Source organism: uncultured Zhongshania sp., assembly GCF_963975605.1.
Taxonomy (GTDB): domain Bacteria; phylum Pseudomonadota; class Gammaproteobacteria; order Pseudomonadales; family Spongiibacteraceae; genus Spongiibacter; species Spongiibacter aquimaris.
In genome coordinates, this window is sequence record NZ_CAXBHN010000035.1 from 1 (window position 1) to 20,186 (window position 20,186).

Annotated in this window: 19 protein-coding genes and 1 pseudogene; all 20 read left to right on the forward strand. The window is 52.4% G+C overall.

Annotated features, from left to right (window positions below; translation table 11 throughout):
* Positions 1-341, forward strand: a pseudogene (locus AAC007_RS16905) (hypothetical protein); the annotation flags it as partial.
* Positions 286-2,301, forward strand: a complete 2,016-nt coding sequence (locus AAC007_RS16910) for a terminase gpA endonuclease subunit (protein ID WP_339678328.1) — start codon at positions 286-288, stop codon at positions 2,299-2,301. The pseudogene AAC007_RS16905 and the gene AAC007_RS16910, both read left to right, overlap by 56 nt.
* Before the next feature lie 15 nt (positions 2,302-2,316).
* Entirely contained in the window at positions 2,317-2,604 is a 288-nt protein-coding gene (locus tag AAC007_RS16915) for a hypothetical protein (protein WP_339678331.1), read from the forward strand.
* 12 nt (positions 2,605-2,616) lie between these two features.
* Positions 2,617-2,796 carry a hypothetical protein gene (locus AAC007_RS16920; RefSeq protein WP_339678334.1) on the forward strand — a complete coding sequence of 60 codons (180 nt, stop codon included), beginning with the start codon at positions 2,617-2,619 and terminating at the stop codon, positions 2,794-2,796.
* A 64-nt stretch (positions 2,797-2,860) separates the two neighbouring features.
* On the forward strand, positions 2,861-3,163 hold the full coding sequence (locus AAC007_RS16925) for a hypothetical protein (protein ID WP_339678337.1): 303 nt from the start codon (positions 2,861-2,863) through the stop codon (positions 3,161-3,163).
* Positions 3,164-3,253: 90 nt separating this feature from the next.
* The gene (locus tag AAC007_RS16930; RefSeq protein WP_339678339.1) at positions 3,254-3,475 is read left to right on the forward strand and encodes a primosomal replication protein PriB/PriC domain protein; all 222 of its coding nucleotides are present in this window, start codon (positions 3,254-3,256) and stop codon (positions 3,473-3,475) included.
* Complete coding sequence (locus AAC007_RS16935; protein ID WP_339678341.1) at positions 3,472-4,953, forward strand: phage portal protein; 1,482 nt, start codon at positions 3,472-3,474, stop codon at positions 4,951-4,953. Before AAC007_RS16930 ends, AAC007_RS16935 begins: the two co-directional genes overlap by 4 nt.
* Positions 4,954-4,961: 8 nt before the next feature.
* On the forward strand, positions 4,962-6,998 hold the full coding sequence (locus AAC007_RS16940; protein ID WP_339678344.1) for a ClpP-like prohead protease/major capsid protein fusion protein: 2,037 nt from the start codon (positions 4,962-4,964) through the stop codon (positions 6,996-6,998).
* Between the two features lie 79 nt (positions 6,999-7,077).
* On the forward strand, positions 7,078-7,446 hold the full coding sequence (locus tag AAC007_RS16945) for a DUF2190 family protein (protein WP_339678346.1): 369 nt from the start codon (positions 7,078-7,080) through the stop codon (positions 7,444-7,446).
* Positions 7,447-7,448: 2 nt separating this feature from the next.
* A complete protein-coding gene (locus AAC007_RS16950) occupies positions 7,449-7,760 on the forward strand; it encodes a hypothetical protein (RefSeq protein WP_339678348.1) in 312 nt (103 codons plus the stop codon).
* Positions 7,757-8,140, forward strand: a complete 384-nt coding sequence (locus AAC007_RS16955; protein WP_339678351.1) for a hypothetical protein — start codon at positions 7,757-7,759, stop codon at positions 8,138-8,140. Before AAC007_RS16950 ends, AAC007_RS16955 begins: the two co-directional genes overlap by 4 nt.
* Positions 8,141-8,253: 113 nt before the next feature.
* Positions 8,254-8,433: a hypothetical protein gene (locus tag AAC007_RS16960; protein WP_339678354.1), complete on the forward strand. Its 180-nt coding sequence runs from the start codon at positions 8,254-8,256 to the stop codon at positions 8,431-8,433.
* A gap of 2 nt (positions 8,434-8,435) precedes the next feature.
* Entirely contained in the window at positions 8,436-9,359 is a 924-nt protein-coding gene (locus tag AAC007_RS16965; RefSeq protein WP_339678356.1) for a phage tail tube protein, read from the forward strand.
* A gap of 125 nt (positions 9,360-9,484) precedes the next feature.
* Positions 9,485-9,871: a hypothetical protein gene (locus AAC007_RS16970; RefSeq protein WP_339678359.1), complete on the forward strand. Its 387-nt coding sequence runs from the start codon at positions 9,485-9,487 to the stop codon at positions 9,869-9,871.
* A gap of 56 nt (positions 9,872-9,927) precedes the next feature.
* Positions 9,928-10,203, forward strand: a complete 276-nt coding sequence (locus AAC007_RS16975; RefSeq protein WP_339678362.1) for a DUF1799 domain-containing protein — start codon at positions 9,928-9,930, stop codon at positions 10,201-10,203.
* A 3-nt stretch (positions 10,204-10,206) separates the two neighbouring features.
* Entirely contained in the window at positions 10,207-14,874 is a 4,668-nt protein-coding gene (locus AAC007_RS16980) for a hypothetical protein (protein ID WP_339678365.1), read from the forward strand.
* Positions 14,871-16,325, forward strand: coding sequence for a hypothetical protein (locus AAC007_RS16985; protein ID WP_339678369.1), 1,455 nt, complete (start codon positions 14,871-14,873; stop codon positions 16,323-16,325). The genes AAC007_RS16980 and AAC007_RS16985 overlap by 4 nt, the downstream gene beginning before the upstream one ends.
* Before the next feature lies 1 nt (position 16,326).
* A complete protein-coding gene (locus tag AAC007_RS16990) occupies positions 16,327-17,178 on the forward strand; it encodes a hypothetical protein (RefSeq protein WP_339678372.1) in 852 nt (283 codons plus the stop codon).
* Positions 17,179-19,644: a hypothetical protein gene (locus AAC007_RS16995; protein WP_339678375.1), complete on the forward strand. Its 2,466-nt coding sequence runs from the start codon at positions 17,179-17,181 to the stop codon at positions 19,642-19,644.
* Positions 19,641-20,186: hypothetical protein (locus tag AAC007_RS17000; RefSeq protein ID WP_339678378.1), on the forward strand; the 546-nt coding region annotated here is incomplete at its 3' end. The genes AAC007_RS16995 and AAC007_RS17000, both read left to right, overlap by 4 nt.

Sequence of the window (20,186 nt, forward strand, 5' to 3'; positions counted from 1 at the left end):
TTGCTAGCCAAGCCCGCGAACGCCGCGACATGGCACAGGCCGAAGAGTCTGAAATTAATACTGAAATGAAGCGCCGCACTCTTTTGAAAGAAGAGGGTTTGCTGCTTGATTCCGATTCAGTGCGACGGGTACTGACCGACTGGGCAAGCATTGGGAAAAATGAATTTATTGGTGCTGTAGATACGATCATTACAGCCATTGAGTCAGAGCATGGTATTACCGTCGACCGCGAACCCATACAGCAGGACATTGACGCTGCCCTCAGAACTATTGGCAGTTACTCATTTGAACCTGGCGAAATTGGTGGAGGAAGTGCGGGAGACGTGGACGCCTCAGCCTGACCAGCCAACCATAGAATGGCTGCCGGCAAACATCCGGTTGCCAGCAGAAGACAGCGCCAGCCCCGGCTACTACAAGGTTGAAACGGTGCCGTATTTCTGGGGCGTAATGCACGCACTAGACAACAACGCGTGCTGGCTACTGGTGATGCAAAAAGCTGCGCAAATAGGCTGGACCGTATTGCTCGCGGCGTGGGTGTGCAAGGTCGCGAAGGTTGACCCCAGCCGCATACTGGCGCTGTTTCCGAAAGACGAAAAAGCCCGCAATTTTGTGGACGAAAAGTTTGTGCCAATGATTGGCGCCTCGCCGGCAATGAGCACAGTCATCGATGTGACCACCAGCCGCAAGGCAGGCAACCGCACAACGGTAAAGAAGTTCGCAGGCGGCGAACTCAAGTGCACCGGATCGAATAGCGTAAGTAACGTGAAGTCGACCACCGCACGGCGCGGCATTGTAGAAGAGCCAGACGACACCAACCGCGACATAGGCGACCAAGGCGACGCGATTCGCTTATTCCGCGAGCGCCTAAAACGCATGCCCAACAAAAAACTGATTGTTGGCGGCACACCGTCGGTGGCCGATCTGTCGCAAGTTGAACACTACACGCGACTTGGCACCATGCGCATATTGCCGGTGACCTGCCACGACTGCGGCGAAAGTCATGTGCTGGACTGGGAGCAAGTCAGTTGGGACACCAAAGAAGGCGGCTCACCGCACCCTGTGTTTGGCTTAAACCTGCCAGACACCGCAATCTACAGCTGCCCGCACTGCGGTAGCCTGTGGAGCGACTACCGGCGCCAGCGAAATATTCTTGATACGTGCAAAAATGCTAAAGACGCCGGCGACGAATTTGCAGGCTGGGTAAAGCAGCAAATTGGCGAAGGCTACACCGCCGACCAATGCGAACCCATAGAAACATTCATGGAGCTTTCAGAGCTTTACGTTTGCATGCCGGGCACCAGCTTGGCGGACGTGGTGCGAGACTACTTAGAGGCAGAGCACGAAGCCGAGGCGGGCGACGAATCTGCCCGCATAGTATTTCAAAACAGCAAACTAGGCAGGCCGTACCAATACGCCGCCAACCAGATATTAGACAGCGAAGCGCTACGCAAAACTGCAGAAGACTACCCAGAACTAACCTGCCCAGAAGGCGGGCTAATGGTCACCGTTGGCGTAGACGTACAGCACGACCGGCTGGCGGTGATCATTCGCGCCTTTGGCAGAAACGAAGAAAGCTGGCTAATGCACTGGGGTGAAATAGACGGCGACCCAGCCGACAAGCAAGACGCTTGTTGGGGCGCGCTAGACAAGCTGATATTTCAGCCGTTTCCGCACATGCGCTTTGGCAGCATTATTGCGGCGGCGGTCAGTATCGACTCGTCGGACGGCACCACCAGCAACGCGGTTTATAACTGGGTGCGCACCCGCACGAAGAAGTATCGCGGCACTTTGGTCATGGCCATAAAAGGCGACAGTAACGACCAAGGCACAAAAGAAATATTCAGCCTGCCACGGCAGGTAGATCGCAACAACGCAAAACGGCCAACCAAAGCAGACCGCTTTGGAGTGCGGGTTTACATGGTCGGCACCCACAAAGCCAAAGATCTAATAGCGAAACGGCTGCAAGGCACCAGCGCCTACATGCACAGCTGCATGCACGTTCGCCAAGACTATTGGGACCAAGTAACTGCCGAGGTCAAAGCACCCAGCAAGCGGCATCGCGGCAAACTGCTTTGGCAACTACGCAGCGGTAAACGTAACGAAGCGGGCGATTGCGAAAATTACGCACTGCACGCTGCACACGCAAAAGGCATGCACAAACTGACTGACGGTAAATGGTCAGAGATAGAGGCCCGCTTAGGGCAAAAAACATTATTCAGCGACACGGGTGAAACAGCAGAGCACAAACCAAAGCGCAAGCGGCGGGGATCTGCGCCTGTTGGGTCGCTGCTTGATTCATAAACGGATGGAATACAAATGGATAATCAGCACAAGAAAATAAGCGGCTACCGTGATTTATCGCAAGAAGAAATTGACTTGATGAATGAGTTAAAGGCCGTCGGCCCGCAACTGGAAAACCTAATTAATCGGGTCGGTACTCACTTAATGAACCAGTCAGACGCTGCGATTAAGGCTGGCAACAATGCAGAGATCGATAGATTAGACAAGGCAAACTCTCTGCACTGGCTGATGATCGCTAAAGATCATTTGCAACTGGGGCTTATGGCAGGAATCCGCGCTGTAGCCCAACCTGAAACGTTCTAGGGAGCGCTCAGAATGGATGATGCGCCAGAAATGCTTGTAAGGCTTGGTGGCGATGTTATACGCAGGCCAATCGCAAGCGTCCACATCCTAGGGCCAAATATCCCGCCAGTGAAAAAACCGTTACTGAAAGAGAACGAGGTTTTGTTAGAGGTCATTGGCGAACCAATACCGCGAATTATTAAAGCCTGCTGACGATTAAGCGCAAGCGGCGCGGGTCTGCGCCTGTTGGGTCGTTTTTGAGATGAGGACGGGAACCATGCGAAACCATTTATGGTTAATGGCTGTTAAAAACCACCCGCAAGGGCAAGTACTATCACGCTGGCTGCTTGTAGTACGCGCTGTGCTATTCCCGTTAGATACATTTTATTGGCGCATGAGCAAAACGCGCGGCTACGACTGGCAAACTGATTCGTGGAATATTGAAGGCGTTCGCCTTTCAGGGGCAAGCCTTCGGATGCTAAGTAAGGCCGCCGGTGGATTTTACCAAATAGATCGCGACGGTGACCTTATTTTGATTGAGCTCGCTTCAGTCGACGTTCTTAAGCGCCTGCAGCAATAGCTTAACTAGAAGAAAAAAATTTCGAGCAAAGTTTCACATGAAACACCCCAAACCGGCCAAGCGCCGGTTTTTTTACGCCTAGGAAAACACATGACTCAATCTGCAAGCGACATGCTCGACCTGTATATACAGGCCGAAAAGGATGTGCTCGAAGGTAAGACCACCACCATGAATGGTCGCACCCTGAGCATGGAGAACCTGCAAGAGATCCGTGCTGGCCGTAAAGAGTGGGAGCGTCGTGTTGCATCTGAAACTGCAACAGCAGCAGGGCGCAAGCGTCGCAGCCCAGCATTGGCGAACTTTGTACGATGAATATTGTTGATAAAACAATTGGCGCGTTTTCGCCTGAGCGCGGCTTAAAGCGCTGGAAGGCGCGGCAAGCTCTGCAAATTGCAGCGCGCTACGAAGCCGCCCAGTCCAGCCGCACCCGCAAAAACCCTGCTGACAATCGCAGCGGCGATGCGGTTACAGAATACGACATTGTGACCCTGCGCGGACAAGCGCGGCACTTAGAGCAAAACCATGATTTCGCTTTTGGCATATTAACCACGCTGATCAATAACATTGTTGGGCCGCGCGGTATTGCTGTCGAGTTTATGCCCAAGCGCATTGGCAGCGACGAAATTGACGCCGACCTAGCCGCCGAGATGGGCGAGGCATATAAAGAATGGTGCCGCCGTCCTGAATGCACCGGCCAGCATAGCTGGGCCAAAACCCAACGCCTGCTGGCGCTCACATGGCTGCGCGATGGTGAAGTATTGCTGCGCCATTTAGAGGGCGTAATACCCGGGCTAAAGCACGGCAGCAACGTGCCTTACAGCGTTGAATGTTTTGAGCCTGACTTTTTACCCGTTGACCACAACGACCCAGCCAAACGGATTGTGCAGGGCATAGAAAAAAACGCATGGGGCCAGCACGTTGGTTACTATCTGTATGACGATCACCCCGGCGGCAACAAATTTTGGAAAATGCAGGCGCGCCGTTATTCGGCCACCAATATTGAGCACCTAAAGTTTGTGCGTCGCTTACATCAGACTCGGGGCGTGTCGATTTTTGCGACGGTAATGAACCGCATAAACGACATTAAAGACTACGAAGAAGCCGAGCGCGTAGCTGCAAAGATCGCCAGCATGATGGTCGGCTTTATTCAAAAAGGTGATGCCAGCCTTTACGACCCAGACGACGCCACCGACGAAGAAGGCAACCGCCAACTGAGCTTGCGAGCGGGGCAAATTTACGACGACCTTGAGCCTGGCGAAAGCGTTGGCACCATTCAAAGCAATCGGCCCAGCGGCTTGCTCACCCCGTTTTTAGAAACCATGCAGCGTATGGCGGCCACCGGCACCATGGCCAGCTTTAGCAGCATTAGCAAAAACTACAACGGCACCTACAGCGCCCAGCGCCAAGAGCTGGTAGAGCAATGGAGCAACTACGAAACCCTAAGCCTTGAATTTTGCGAAGAGATCGTAGAACCAGTGGTGCGCCGCTGGGTAAAAATGATGGAGCTAAGCGGCGCGATCAAGATACCGCGCGACATAGACCCAGCAAGCCTGCTGCACATCGACTTTATTACCCCAACCATGCCGTGGATCAACCCAGTGCATGAAGCGAATGCCGACGAAATCCTGCTAGAAAACAACTTAATTAGCCCGCAGCAGGCAATTCGCCGCCGTGGTCGCAAGCCAGACGAAGTGCTGAGCCAAGTTGAATCATGGAATAAAAAAGTAAAAGAGAAACAAATCACCGCGCCAGCCAAAAGACCGGCGCCCACACAGCCACAAACTGAATAGGCAGCGTTATGAAAAATTGGTACGAAATGTCGCTTACCTCATTAGAGGGAGCCGCCGAAACAACGGCTGAAATTTACGTGTATGACTACATTGGCTACTACGGCGTAGAGGCAAAGCAATTTGCCAAAGACCTTAAAGCACTGGGTGATGTTAGCCACATAAAACTACGCATAAACAGCCCGGGTGGCAGCGTGTTTGAAGGCACCGCAATTTATAACCTGCTTAAAGAGCACCCCGCCACAATTGAAGCATGGATCGATGGTCTAGCTGCCAGCATGGCCACAGTAATTGCGCTAGCTGCCGAGACTGTGCACATCGCTGAAAACGCCTATTTCATGATCCACAACCCAAGTGGTGGCGCGTATGGCGACGAGCGCGCAATGGAAAAAGCAAAAAGCCAGCTCAACAAAGTCACCAAAACCATGATCAACCTTTACTCCACGCGCAGCGGCCTGAGCGAAGACGAAGTTGCGACCATGATGAACGACGAAACATGGTTTGTGGGACAAGAGGCGGTAGACGCAGGCTTTGCTACCGACACCACCGCAGCAATTGAAATGGCCGCCAGCTACGGGCCAGATCTACTCAACAATTTTAAGAATACGCCGGAGGCCATTTTAAATGTGGCTACCGCGTCTACGGACAATATTTTTTTCCCGTCTGCGGTTGCAGGCACTCAACCTAAGCAAGAGGCTAAACCTATGGACCCTAAAAACCCTAAGCCGGTTGCAACCGCCGATGATGAAGCGATTGTAACCCCCGAAATGCGCGCTGCCATCGTTGCCGAGGCTCAACAAGCCGAAGCCACACGCCGCACAGAGATTAAAGCTGTATTTAAAGGCTTTGACGCTCACAGCGACGTAATGACCGCCTGCCTTGATGATATGAACTGCGACGCTCAAGGCGCCAAAGACAAACTGTTAGCAGCCCTAGGCTCTAGCAACAGTCAGCCCGGTCACAGCTACAGCATTGTAGTGCAAGATGGTGACGGCATTGCTCGCATGAAGGCTCACGCAGAAAACACCATTGCGATGCGCGCACTGGGCGCCAAGCGCGAAGAAAACAACGAGCTGGCCGGCTACACCATGTTTGAACTGGCCCGCATGATGCTGCACGCGCGCAACGTGAACACCGGCGGCATGGACAAAATGGCATTGGTTGCTGCTGCGTTTACTCACAGCTCTGGCGACTTCACCACTGTGCTTGGCAACATCGCCCATAAGGCAATGTTAAAAGGCTACGAAGAAGCCGACGAAGTGTTCCAGCGCTTCACCTCGGTTGGTTCATTCAGCGACTTTAAAGTGCATACCCGCACAGACCTTGGCTCATTCCCAAGTTTGCGCCAAGTCGGTGCCGGTGCAGAGTTTAAATATGTGACCATTGGTGAGCGCGCCGAAACGTCAGTGCTGGCCACTTACGGCGAACTGTTTAGCATTAACCGCCAAGCCATCATTAATGATGACTTAGGCTTGTTTACTCGCCTGCCTCAAAAAATGGGACGCGCGGCCGTTCGTACCGTAGGTGATCTGGTGTTTAGCATTTTCCTCAACAACCCAGCCATGGCCGACACGGTCGCGCTGTTCCATGCCGACCACAACAACTTGCTAACAGCAGCTGGAATCAACACCACCAGCGTTGATCTGGCGCGGGTCAAAATGGCAGTGCAGGCAGAAGGCAACGCTAAGCTAAATTTGCGTCCTAAGTTCTTGCTTTGCGACGTGGCAGACGAAGGCGCGGCAAAAGTCACGCTGGAATCAGAATATGAAGTGGGCGCCAGTGCCAAAAATAACACCGTGCCAAATAGCGTGCGCGGCATTGCCGAAGTAATCAGCGACGCTCGCCTCTCTGGGCATAACGGTTGGTATTTGCTGGCAGACCAAAACATGCACGACACCATTGAAGTGCAGTATTTGGATGGCAACCAAGCGCCTGTACTTGAACAGCAAAACGGCTGGAACGTCGACGGTACTGAATTCAAAGTACGCATGGACGCAGCTGCAAAAGCATGGGACTTCCGTGGCATGACCAAAACCCCAAAAAGCTAACCCCTAGTAGATAAACACTAAACCGCCGGCAATGACCGGCGGTTTTTGTATCTGCATTTTGTAAATTTGGAGAAAGAAAATGGCTGACAATTATGTAGCAGCAGGGAATGTCCTGGACCATACCGCGAGTGGCGATATTGCCAGTGGCGCTGTTGTGGTTATGGGCAATATTTTAGGTGTTGCGTTGGACGCTATCGCTAATGGCGAAACCGGCCCTGTGCAAATCAAGGGCGTGTTTACCGTGCCTAAAGTAAGTGGTGCGGTTATCGCTCAAGGTGATTCGTTGACTTACGACATTACCGCCGAAGCGTTTGATGACAACGCAGCAACAGCCGCAGCGGGTGACATAACCGGCGCAGCAGCAGTGGCAGCAGCGGCAGCAGGCGACGGTGCAACCACAATGCAAGTGCTGCTTACCGGTGTGCCTGGCGTAGTAGAGACCGGCTGATAATGGCTAGCTTTAACGCAACCATCGCCAAGCGAGATCTGCGCATGCTGTCTCGCTTGGGGAATGAGTTGGTGTGGACCAAAACCGACACCAGCACGGTGGATGGCAATGGCATTATCGACCTTGAAGCAGAAATCTACGGCGACAATGATGCCGTGCCGTATATCGGCAAGGTTGTCACCGTGGCGCGCAGCTTTGTGGGTGTGTACGCGATGGGCGAAACCATCACTGACATACTTACTGGCAAGGCTTACAAACTGCAGCGCGTTGTTAAAGACGACGGCCACGTGCGAACGATAGAGATAACAACATGATTGCCGACTTGGTTGCGAAGCTAGAAACAGTTGCAGAGCTGCAAACCGTTAAACAAGCCTACACACTGGTTCCGCTCGAAGATTTAAGCGAGGCCTGCCCAGCGTGCTTTGTGATACCCGTTGGCGAAGACGCTGGCCAAAACACGGGCGACAACTACGTTAACCAAAATCTAACCACAGACTGGGGCCTGTTTATTGTTTGCCCCGTTGCTGAGCTAGACACCGTGCGCCAAGCAATTCGCACCGCCTTGCTCGGATGGGTACCGGCCGGCCTTTACGATCACACCGTGTTTGTGCGCGGCGAGATCTTAGATTTAAAAGGCCAATACCTGTGGTGGCGAGACGTTTACCGCACCAGCACCTATATACGCGCAACTTAATTAATTAACGCCTAACGCTCACCAATATTCACCGCGCTCTGCGTGGGGTATTCGCGTGCGCGTGCAAAACATAACCCCAAACCCAAACCCAAACCGAAAACAGGAGGTCAGTCATGGCCAGAGCTGGAGGACGTTACGTGCTCGAAAAAGACGGCAAGCGCCGCTTAGTCAGCCGTACCCAACCACAACCGCGCAAGGGCGCTGCCAAGGCTGGCAATGCCGTTGCACCAAAAACCGCACCGCAAGCGCAAAGCTTTAACGCTGCGCCTGCCGCTGAGAAAGAGGCTAAATAATCATGTTAGCAAAAAAGAAATATATTCTTGCTGTGGCAGAATCGACCTACGGCACTGACCCCACACCAGACGGCGCCAACGCTATTTTAACAAGCAATTGCCAAGTCCAGCCGCACCAAGGTAACCGCGTTAGTCGCAACCTTGATCGCCCCGGCTTGGGTAATGATCCTGAGATTGCAACGGGTCGATTTACTACGGTGACCTTTGATGTTGAGGTTGCAGGCTCCGGTACTGCTGGCACCGCACCGGGCTGGGGTGTGTTGTTGCTAGGGTGTGGCTTTGACGAAACAGTAGTAGCCGACACTAGCGTAACTTACGCGCCAGTGTCTGAAAGCTTTGACTCGCTTACTATCTATTACTACCTAGATGGCGAGCTGCATAAGCTTACCGGCGCGCGCGGCACAGTTAGCTTTAACCTGAGTCGCGACCAGATCCCAATGATGAGCTTTAGCTTTACCGGCTTAGCTAACGACCCAACTGCGCCGACGGTGATTGCGCCAGACAACTCTTTGTTTGTGCAGCCGCTACCAGTGACCGAAGCCAACACGCCAACGTACACCGTAGACAGCTTTGCGGTACGTGCAGAGACTTTCACGCTGGACATGGCTTGCGCTGTGGTTTATCGCAACGTGGTAAACAGCGAGAGCGTTATTCTCACTGACCGCGCACCGGCCGGCACATTGGTGTTTGAGCAAGAGGCGATCGGTACCAAAAACTTTTGGGCTCTTTCAAAATCTGGCGCACTTGTCGAGATCGACATTGTGCACGGCACTACCGCTGGCAACATTGTGCAGATCACTGGTAGCCAAGTGCAGCTCAGCCAGCCAAGCCTTGGTGACAGCGACGGCCTCAGCACCATGAGCATGAACACGCTATGGACGCCAACCGATTCGGGGGATGACGAAGTCGCTATTGTAGTGACCTAGTCAGTGCTGGGTGGTGTGCCGTCCGTCGCGCTGCCCAGCCCCGATCCTACAACGGACAACCGAAAAGCCGCGCATTTGTGCGGCTTTTTATTACCCAAAATTTAACGGATAACGGATGCAAAATTATGACTATTAAACTAGCTAAAAAAGGCCACGCCAAAATCACCATCACTGCAAAAGTGCCGTCTGATGGTCGCGTGGGTTACGACAAAAAAACCTTTACTGCGCGCATTATTAAGTTGTACGGCGATGCCAAAAAAACCTTTTTAGACAACCTTGCAGATCGCAAAGACGTAGACATCGCCCGCGAGCTAGTCACCGAGCTAGACAAGCTGGAATGGTTTGCAACAGCAGAAGATGGCAGCCCGTTAGAACTAAAGGGCGGCACGCTTGCTGAGTTTTTTGAGCTAATGGAAGAATCGCAAGTTGACTACATAATGGCCCCGCTGGCTAGCGAGTGCATTAAGGTGCAAGACGAAGGTATGCGCCGGATGCTAGAAGCAAAAAACTAGAAGACGCCGGCCGGCACTGGGCGCGGCCGACCGGTAAGGACGACACCGAGGCAGATTTGGAATTTATACAATTACCAGACTCTGCCTTGCCCCCAAAAGACAACGATCACTTTGAACTCTACCCCGAAAACCTAAAAGCATGGAATGTCTTTAACGCCTGCAGCACGCAATGGCATGTGGGCATGGCGGGCTACACCGGCTTGGACTACACAGCGGTAGAAGCAGTGCTGCGTCTGCAGCGCATTAAACCAAAACACCACCCCGACATTTTTTGGCGAGTGCAGTGCATAGAGCGCGGCGCGCTGAATGCTATGAATGAGCAGCGGAAATAAATAATGGCGAATAAGCAAAAAATAGTATTGCTGTTAGATGGCGATGCCAAAGGCGCTATTAAAGCCACTGTGGATACGGGCAAAGGGCTGGACAAAGTTACCGAAAAAGGTAAGCGCACATCCAAGCAGCTCAGCGACATTGCCGCCAAGGGTGTTAAGTGGGGCGCGGCTGCCGCCGGTGCTGCCGCTGCCGGTGCGGCTGTGCTTATTAAGCGACAGTTGGATCTAATTGATAACACCGCCAAAACGTCTGACAAGCTAGGCATTGCCACAGAAAAACTCACTGCTATGCGTGTTCAGGCTGAGTTGACGGGTGTTGCTCAAGGCACTTTAGACAAAGGCTTGCAGCAAATGATCAAGGGCGTTGGCGACGCTGCCGAGGGTACTGGTGTTGCTGCTGATGCGCTTGAAAAGCTAAATCTAAAAGCGGGCGATCTTAAAAACTTAAGCCCAGACCAGCAGTTTTATGCGATTGCTGATGCCATGGAGGAGGTGAAAAGTAATACAGATAAAGTCTCTATTGCTTATGACATATTTGGAGCCAAAGGCACGGCATTAATTAATACCCTGCGCGGGGGCAGTGCTGCTGCGCTTGAGGCGCAGAAGTTTACCGATCAGTGGGGTTTGGCGATCAATCGCGTTGACTCCAGTAAAATTGAGCAAGCCAATGATGCTATGACGCTTCTTGGTCAGGCTTCGCAAGGATTTTGGCGTCAGCTCACTGTAAATGTAAGCCCTGCAATCACCGGCATGGCAAAAGAAGTTTTGGGCTTTGGTGAGGGCTTTGGCACTGCTGGCGAAATGGCAGATAAAGCCTTTAGTGCAATTGTTACTGGGGGCGCATTGGTCGCGGATATGGGGCGTGTTCTTCAGATTGTTTGGAAGGGTGCGACTGCAATAGTGGCTCAGTGGTTCGCTGGGGTTTGGGATGCGATAGCAGGTGCTGATCGGTTGCTTACTGGTCTGCTGAACAAGCTGCCGGAGGCGATGGGCGGTGGCTCGTTCAAAACATCCGATTTTTTGCAAAATGTGTCGGGTGCGCTGCGCAATACTGCCACTGAGCTGGGCGAAGAGCTTACAGATTTGCTTGAGCGACCACTTGCAAGCACGACGTGGCCGCAGAAAATAAAGGAGTGGGAAAAATCGGCAACCGAGGCAGGGGAGAAAGCCGCAAAAGCTGCTGACATAGCCACTGCAGCTAACACAAATTTAGCCAACGGTGTGCGCGAACTCACGGACGAAGAAAAGAAGCTTATTGCTGAGCGCGAAAGGCAAGCTGCACTGAATGCCACTTTAGTGGGCGACGCTGAATACCAGGTGGGCCTACTGTCTCGCGAGCTAACCGCTATGTACGCTGGCGAAGAAGCGCTGGCCGCATTCAACCGCGAAAAAGCAATTGAGGCTGCGCTGCGTAGTGATTCTGCGCAAAACTTATTGCCAGAAGAGCTAGCAAAATACAAAGCCATGGTGGGTGCGCAGTATGACCTAGCCATTGCCATTGGCAAAAAAACCGAGGCTGACAAAGCCGCCGCTGAATCTGCAAAAGACGCTAGCGGCGCAATGAAAGACTTCCTAAACGCCAGCTTTGGCGACAACCTTGCAGAAGGATTTAATCAAGGGTCCAAGGCGCTCGCCAGCTTCATTGACGGCTTTGGCGAGTTGTTAGAAGTGCAAGAGGCTTACAACGCAGCGCAGCTAGATGCCAGCGCAACCGATGCTGAAAAAGCAAAAGCGGCGGCTAAATACCAGTCAGCCCAAGTTGGCCTGTATGGCGACATGGCTGCTGCGAGCAAGCAGTTTTTTGACGAAGGCAGCAGCGGCTACGAAGCGCTACAAAAAGCCGAACAGACGTTTAGGCTGTTTGAAATTGCCATGGCGGGCAAGGCGCTAGCGGCCAAGCTATTTACTGTTGAAGCATCTACCGCCGCCACGGTTGCAAGCGTGGCGCCTACGGTCGCGGCAGAAACCACTAAAGGGTTAGCCGCAGGGACGGCGGCTGCGGCATCGTCAATGGTGGGTGTGCCTTGGCCTGCAAATTTAGCTGCGCTTGCTGCAACAGTCGCGGCGCTGGCGGGCATTGGCGTGTTGCTGAGTGGTGGAGGTGGCGGTGGGTCTGCGCCTGCTGTTCCGCAATCTAACGCCAGCGGGTCTCAGGGGCTAACTGGCTCGCGCACGGTGCTGGGTGACATTGACGCAGACAGCGAGAGTATTTCTAACAGTCTTGATATGTTGGTTGACTTGGGTGACGAGCAGCTTGGCTATGCTGCGCAAATGGTGCAATCGCTTAAAGGCTTAGAGGCGGGCTTGGTTGGTTTGTCATCTGACATTGGTAGGTTTGCTCAATACTCTGAGAGTATAGACACGGGATCTATAAGAAAGATAGCTGAGCTTTATGATCTCAGGCCTCAAGGCGATATCAACTTTAAGATAAGTGATGCAATGAATGGAGGTCTTGCTGAATTATTTAATGAAGGCCTTTCAGCTATGTTTGCTAGAGGGGTAACGCGTAACACTAGCCTCAGTGACAGCTCCGAAGCGAGGATAGCTGAGTATGATCGCAATAATTTAGTTAAAGGTTTCGGTAGTACAGACAGCGATGCGGCTAACATAGTGCGTAAATTCTTGGCTTCTTTTGGGCAAAGCCTAGATGATGTTATCGGGACCGCAGGAAAAGGTTTAGAAATATTAGGCTTTGATTTTGAAGCTGTTAATAAAACCATAAGAAATATGGACTTGCCTGATTTGTATGTAGACTTAACAAAGTCGGCAGAGGATCAGCGAGCGCAGGTAGATGCTTACTTTAGCTCTATAGGCGATAGCATTGTTTCGCAATTTGGCGGCTTTGTTTATTCGTTGCAGCAATCAGGCGAGGGCGCGTTAGAGGCGCTGGTAAGGCTTGGTGCGCAGTCTCAAATTTTAAAAGATTTGTCTGGCTCTTTCGGCGGATCGTCCACGGCTGCTGAAAACAGCATGGGCGCAGAAGTTCACATGCGGCTTGCCGATTCGCTGGCAAAACTGGCCGGCGGTGTTGATGAATTTACCGCAAATGTAAATAGCTTTTTAGATTTTGCGCTCAGTGATGCCGAGCAATTTGAACGTATGGGTGGCAATGTTGCTGCGCTGTTTGAGGGTTTAAATCAGTCATTGCCCGCGAGCCGTGACGGCGTTGCAGAGCTTGTAAAGGGGCTAGACCGAACCAGCGAGTCTGGTCAGCAAGCTTTCACAACACTCACCAGTGCCAGCGACTTGCTCGACGACTACTACAGCAAGCTAGAAGACTACACAAAATCTGCTTACGACTTTGACGCCGTATTTGGCCTAAACGATGGTCGCAAAGAACTGCGCGACGCGCTGGCAGCGGTAGGCCACAACTTAGACGTTGTAGAGACAGCGGCTCAAGGCGGCGTTGCTGCGCTGGCAAGTTTATTTGCCGGCTTAAGCGACGTGCAAAAAGCAGGGCTAGAGCCGTTTACCGATGCCATTTTGGCTTTGTCGCCTGCGCTTAAGTCTGCCTCTGCAATAGCAAACGAGCGTGCAAATTTAGAAGTGCAGTTGCTGCAATTGCTTGGCGATACTGATGAGCTGCGTCGCCGCGAACGCAGCGCGCTTGATGCTAGCAACCGATCTTTATACGACCAGATTAATGCAATTAGGGATCAGCAGGCGGCAAACGAAGAGTTGGCGCGCTCTTTAGAGCAATTGCGCAGTGTGTCTGAGGGTATAAGCAGCTATTTGCAAGGCCTTGAGGTTAGTCAGTTTGCGGGTACGCCTGAGCAGCAGGCGATTAATGCAATTGATCAGTTCCGTTCGCTTTCTGCTGCTGCGCTAGGTGGCGACATAGATGCCGCTCGGTCGTTAACAAGTGCGGCAGACAGCGTGCTTAATTTAAGTAAAGACGCTTATGCAAGTGGTGCACAATTTCAGTCGCTTTATGATGAGGTGAAAAGCACTTTAAGTAGCGTGGTTAGCTCAATTAATATTGAGAGCTATGAGCAGGCTCAGTTACGGCTGATGCAAGAGCAAATAGATGCCATTGTTGAAGTAGAAAATTCTGCGGTAGACAACTCATTGGATGAGGTTAGCGCCGTCAACGCATTGCAGTCATTGTTATCTGCTGTGCAAGACAACGGTGCAAATAATTTAATTTATTTGGGGGCTATAAACGCGAATATTTTGGCGTCGTATGGGCGGCTTAATACTCTCACATCGCGTATTGAGTCTAGCTACAGTACTGGTGCATTGATCGTCACCTCTAAAAACCAATCTGGCGATAATCTAGCAAAGTTTGCTGGCGGTGGTTACGTAAGCGGCGCCGGTACCGGCACTAGCGACAGCATTAATGCAATGCTGTCTAACGGTGAATACGTTGTTAAAGCGGCGGCGGTTAAAAGCCTGGGCGTAGGGTTTTTAGACAATATTAATTCTGGCTCTGTGCCCGTTGCGCCCGTGGGAATGCCTCGCCTTGCTAACAGCAGCGCAGAGATAGTTGCAGAGCTCCAAACGCTGCGCAAAGACTTGAATACGTTAATGGCTCAGCAGAGCGCAGACGTTAATCACCAAACTCGCATTGGTGCGGCTGGTAGTAAGCAATCTGTTGATCAGCTTAAATCTTTAAATTCTAAGGTGGCCACTTTAGAGGCAGAGCTTAAACTTGCAAGGATGGGGGCATGACCATTTGGGCGGTAGATATTGCCGCGCTCGATGGTAGTGGCACACCAACAACGCTGCGCTTTGCCGACGCAGATTACACGCAAGAAGAGAGCGGCCCAGCGCATTACTACTATGAGCTGCGCTTAATTCAGCCTGCGCTTTTTCAGGTGCGAGCCAACACGGGGCCATTATTGCCCGGCGGCGGGCGTACCAGCATTGGTCAAGTTGAGCTACTAAACACCGACGGCGGCCTAGATTACCTAGCTGACTACGCGGTAGATGGCAGGGCCATGACTGTTCGCAAAATTGATGGCGGCGCAGCGGTCACGTTTTTAACTGCCACGGTAGAGCGCATGACGTTTAGCGGCTCGCGGGTAGCGTTTACATTGCGCGACCCGTTGGCGCAGTTAGATGACGCCATTGCTGTTGATGTTTATGCGGGCAACAACACGCTGCCTAGCGGCGTAGAGGGCACGGCAGACGACATTGGCGGCACGCGCAAGCCTTTAGTATTTGGCAGTGTGGTAAACGCTACGCCGGTACTGGTAAACACCTCAAAACTTATTTACCAAGTGCACAATGGTAGTGACGTGACTGTGACCGCTGTGCGGGACCGTGGCGTGGCGCTTACCTTTGAGAGCACAGCAACCGACTTAAGCGACTTGCTCACCACCGCGCCGGCGGCGGGTAAGTGGCGCACGTATCAGGGCTATATCAGCCTTGGCTCTGCTGCCCAGTCAATTACCTGCGACGCAGAGCGCGATGATATCGGTGCCGGTGATGTGTTCGACGAGCTCGCAACACTGGCCGGCTACACAGCAAAAGCCACCGACATAACCGCGCTAAATGCACTGGGCGATGTGGGCCTATTTGTTACGTCTGACCTTAGCTACAAATCAGCAATGGAAAGCATTGCCCACGGCTGCGGCTGCTACTACGCATTAAATGACGATGACGAAATTCGCGTTATTGCACTGGCAGCACCGGCAACGGCAGACATAACCATTGAAGACTGGCAACTGGCCACGCTAGACCGATCTGCCATTGGCTCTGGCAGTAACGGCCTGCCCATTTACAAAGTAACGCTGCAAGCAGATGCGCTAGCCACTGTGCAAAATGACTTGGCAGCGGGCGCGGTTAACCCTGCGCGTTATGCCGCTGAGTATCGCAGCGCGGTAGCAACAGACAGCGCCACAAAAACACGCCACCCACTTGCCAGCGAATTAATTATAAACAGCCCACTGCGCGACCTAAGCGACGCGCAAGCGGTAGCTGACACGCTATTGCCGCTGCTTAAAGTACGGCGCGACGTAGTTGAATGCGGCGTAAAAGAGCTAGACGTAAGCGAGCTATTCATGGGTGCCACGGTAAGCATTAACACAGCGCGCATTGGCTACCCGCGCAGCTTTGTTTTGTTGGGGTGGCGGTTGGATGCCAGCGCGAATCGCACCTATTTAAACCTGTGGGGATAACATGGCATTTGCACAAAATAAAGTAACCCTGTGTTGGCCAAATTTAATTGATAAATGCACGCTCACAAGCGCCGCTACTTACACAAGACCATTAAATCGTTTGCAGCGGCGTGTGCTTAAAGACCGCGCCATCACCACCGACACTACTTTTGATTTTACGGCCACGCTAGATACCTCCCGCCCTGTTGCCGTTGCCGGTTTGCTCAGCCATAACCTGAGTGTTACTGCGCAGTGGCGTATTAGGCTTTATGACGACGCAGATGAACTGCTAGAAGACAGCGGCCTTATAGATGTATGGCCCTCTGTTTTTCAGAGCGCGGAATTGGCATGGGAGGACGACAACTTTTGGGAAGGTAAACCCAGCGAGGAAGACCGCGCGCGCTTTACTCCGCAAGCAATTTGGTTTGCAGAAACAGCATGGTTTGCCGCCAAGGCGCTGATAGATATTAGCGATGACGACAACGCAGACGGCTATATACAAATTGGCCGCGCGTTTTTGTCGGACGTGTTTCAGCCAGAATACAACATTAGCTACGGCGTGCGCTGGGGGCATGCAGACCCAAGCGAAATAGACCGCGTGCCAGACGGTACAGAATACTTTAATAAATTACCCAAAGCGCGCGAATGCTCAATGGTGTTCGATTGGCTAAACGAGGCTGAGGCATTTGGCCGCTTGTTTAGACTGCAGCGCGACGTGGGCATTACCGACGAAATTATATTTAGCCAACAGCTCAATCAAGACATCATTTTTTTGCAGCGCACAATGCTTTGCCGCCTTGGGCAAATAGACCCGGTAACGCACCCAGACGCAGCGCGCTACACCAATGCATTATCACTAACGGAGATTTTATAAATGGCGAGCGTAACTTTTGACGAGAGCGTGGGTGGTGACGGCTCCACAATCACCGACGACGCCAATGCAAGCACCGGCTTAAAACAAGGTGGCCACCGATCGCGCTTTGTGCCTGCGCTTACGCAAACTGTGGCAGTTGCACAATTTATAGTAGACAAAGCCGGTGAGGCGTCTGACTCTGCTGATGCGGCGGCAGGATCTGCGGTAGCTGCAGCCGCGTCAGCGGTGGAAGCGGTCGAAGTAATTGAAGGATTTGAAGCGGACACAGCGGCCGCGATTGAAGCTGCCGCTGTTGCGGTGAGCGAAGCGGATAGAGCAACGGATGCGGCCAACGCTGCCGAGGGAAGTAAAGAAATCTACGCAAGCACAGCCGACGCGCTGAGCAACGGCGTTTACTCGTTAGATTCCTTGGTCGTCGGCTCTGGCGGCACAGATGGCACCTTTGCTGTGGCATTTACCGGCGGTGCTGGTAGTGGCGCGGCGGGCTGGTTCACGGTTGTGAGCGGTGCAATCAGCGCTTATGAAATCACTGCGCGCGGTCGCGGCTATACCTCTGCGCCAACGGTGAGTTTTTCGGCGTCTTCGGGTTTGTCGGGTGCTTCGGCTACGGCGGTGATTGCTGCAAATCGAAGTGTGGGGCAGAGATTTAAAATAGAAAGTCCCGACGCGGCGGCAATATATGATGAATATATCGTTATAGCTGGGCCTGATGTGCAGTATACAGGTAAATCACTGGTCTCTGTTGCTGCGATGTCGGCGCTTGAAGATGTTATTTTAAATCAGGATCAAGAGATCTTGAATGTGTCTGAGCGTGCAGAGACTGCTTTTGCAGGCATGCACAAAGCTGACGATTATGAATCTGGGGTAGTGCTTGCAGGAGTAACATCACCGGCTGGCGAAACTCAAGTTGTAGTCGAATACCAGCTTGCTGAGCGAGCGCTTAAAGTGAATGGCGCTAAAGTGCCAAGCGAGTCCGATTTAGGTCGGCGGCTTGTTGAGATGCAGTTTGTCGAAACAAGCGATCAATCAATCCCGCTTGCGGGGGTGACTGACGTAGAGGGTGCAGTGCAAGTAGTGGTTGAGTATAGCGTTGAGGAAAAAGCGCTAAAAGTTAATGGTACGAAACTTGAATCGGCAGGCGGTTATTCTGAGATGCAGCTGGCGCCCTTGGCAGAAGCTGAGCGCTATACGCTGCGCGACATAAATCACGTGATCTACTATGGCCAGTCACTAAGCAACGGCACAGTTAGCTCGCCGCTTATAAGCACGGTATCAAGATTTAGTAATGCAATAACTTTTTCCCCTGGCGGGCCGCGTGCAACATTGGCCGGCAGTGTGGGGCTGAATCCGGGCATGGATGCGTTAGGCCCGCTGATCGAAAACGACAAGATCAATGATAATGGGGATGGGCATGCGAGGCTAGAGACGCCGTGCTCCGGCACAATTAACTCATTAATCGAGCGCATGGCAAAAGAGGACGGGACGGATTGGCGCACAGCTGATGAGTGGATGTGCTCAGCTGCTGGGAAAGGAAGCGCATCAATCACACAGCTAAGCCCTGGTGAGCTCGCATATATACCGGGTGCTGCAGAAGAGGGTGAGGTTGAGTGGTTTCAGGTTTTTCGGGATCACGTCGATCAAGCAAAATCTCTGGCTGACGCGGCGAGCAAAACTTACGCAGTGCCTGCGGTTGTTTGGATGCAAGGTGAGGGTGATAACGCCGGTTTTGCAACTGCAGATGAGTATTATGACGCGTTGTCAGATTTACGAGATGCCTGTAATACTTATGTGAAATCTGTTACTGGTCAAGCAGAAGATATTGTATGGCTTATGTATCAAACCTATGGGCGTACAGCAAACGAACCGTTGCCCAGCGCGTCCATTGCTCAGTTGCGCTATGCGCGAGAGGTGCCGCTAACGTACATCGTTAATCCTGTTGGGCGTTTCCCTCGAGCTTATGACAATGGCCACCTTTCTGGGGTTGGCAGTTATTGGTTTGGGTACTACGCGGGCAGGCTGCTTAAAAGATTGCTTGTTGATCATCTTGAGCCAACCTGGCTTTACCCATTGAGCGCAACAGCAATCGGGCGAGAGGTAACGGTCCGGTTTAATGTCCCTGTCGCTCCGTTGTTGCTGGATGACACCTCGCCACAAATGTACGTAACCACCGACTACGGGTTTGCCGTCAACGACACGACTGGCACGCCGAGTCTGAGTGATGTTCGAGTGGGTGTTGATGGGCGCTCAGTCGTCTTCGATGTTGATCGAGATCTTGGTGAAGATGCTGTAGTTCGGTACGGGCTAGATTATCTTGGCGCGGGGGAGCCAGACTATTCGGGATCTGCGAATGGCAATTTGCGCGACAGCAATAAAGAGACGTTATTTTTGCTGGGGGAGGCCTACGCCACATGGGCCACTAGCGTACATTTTGAAATGTTGATTGTTCCTTTGGAGGTTTTATCATGATTTTCCCGGTCTTAGATGCACGCGTAACAATAGCGGGTGCGACGATTATTGTTACTGAAGCCGCATACCCATATGAGCCCGCGCCGGAAGTTGGTGCTGATCACTGGTTGTTCGGCGTGGATGATGATTCGTTGGTGCCTTTTGGTGGCGGTGCAACATTAACTGCGCAAGGCGCGAGTCATATTTTTGCAAGTAACTATGTGACGGTTTCGATCTACGCCGAAGCCTTGCTAAGTAACATAGCTGATCAGGCAACGCAAACTATATGTCGTGTTTTTAAATACCAACCGGTTGCAGATAAAAATGTGCTGCTGCTGGGCAACATTTCGGCGGTGAGCAATGGGTACGGTGTGTGGCTAACCCCAGGGGGTAGCATACAGACAATCTTGAGGGGTAATACTCCTGCCTTAGCTGACCACGGCTTGCCTGCTGGTGTCGTTGCCGGTGACTGGCTATTTATCGGATATAGCGAGCGTATTGTAGAGGGGGTGACTCAATTCAATACCTTTATCGGCTCGGCCCTGTCTTACAGCGGCGCGGTT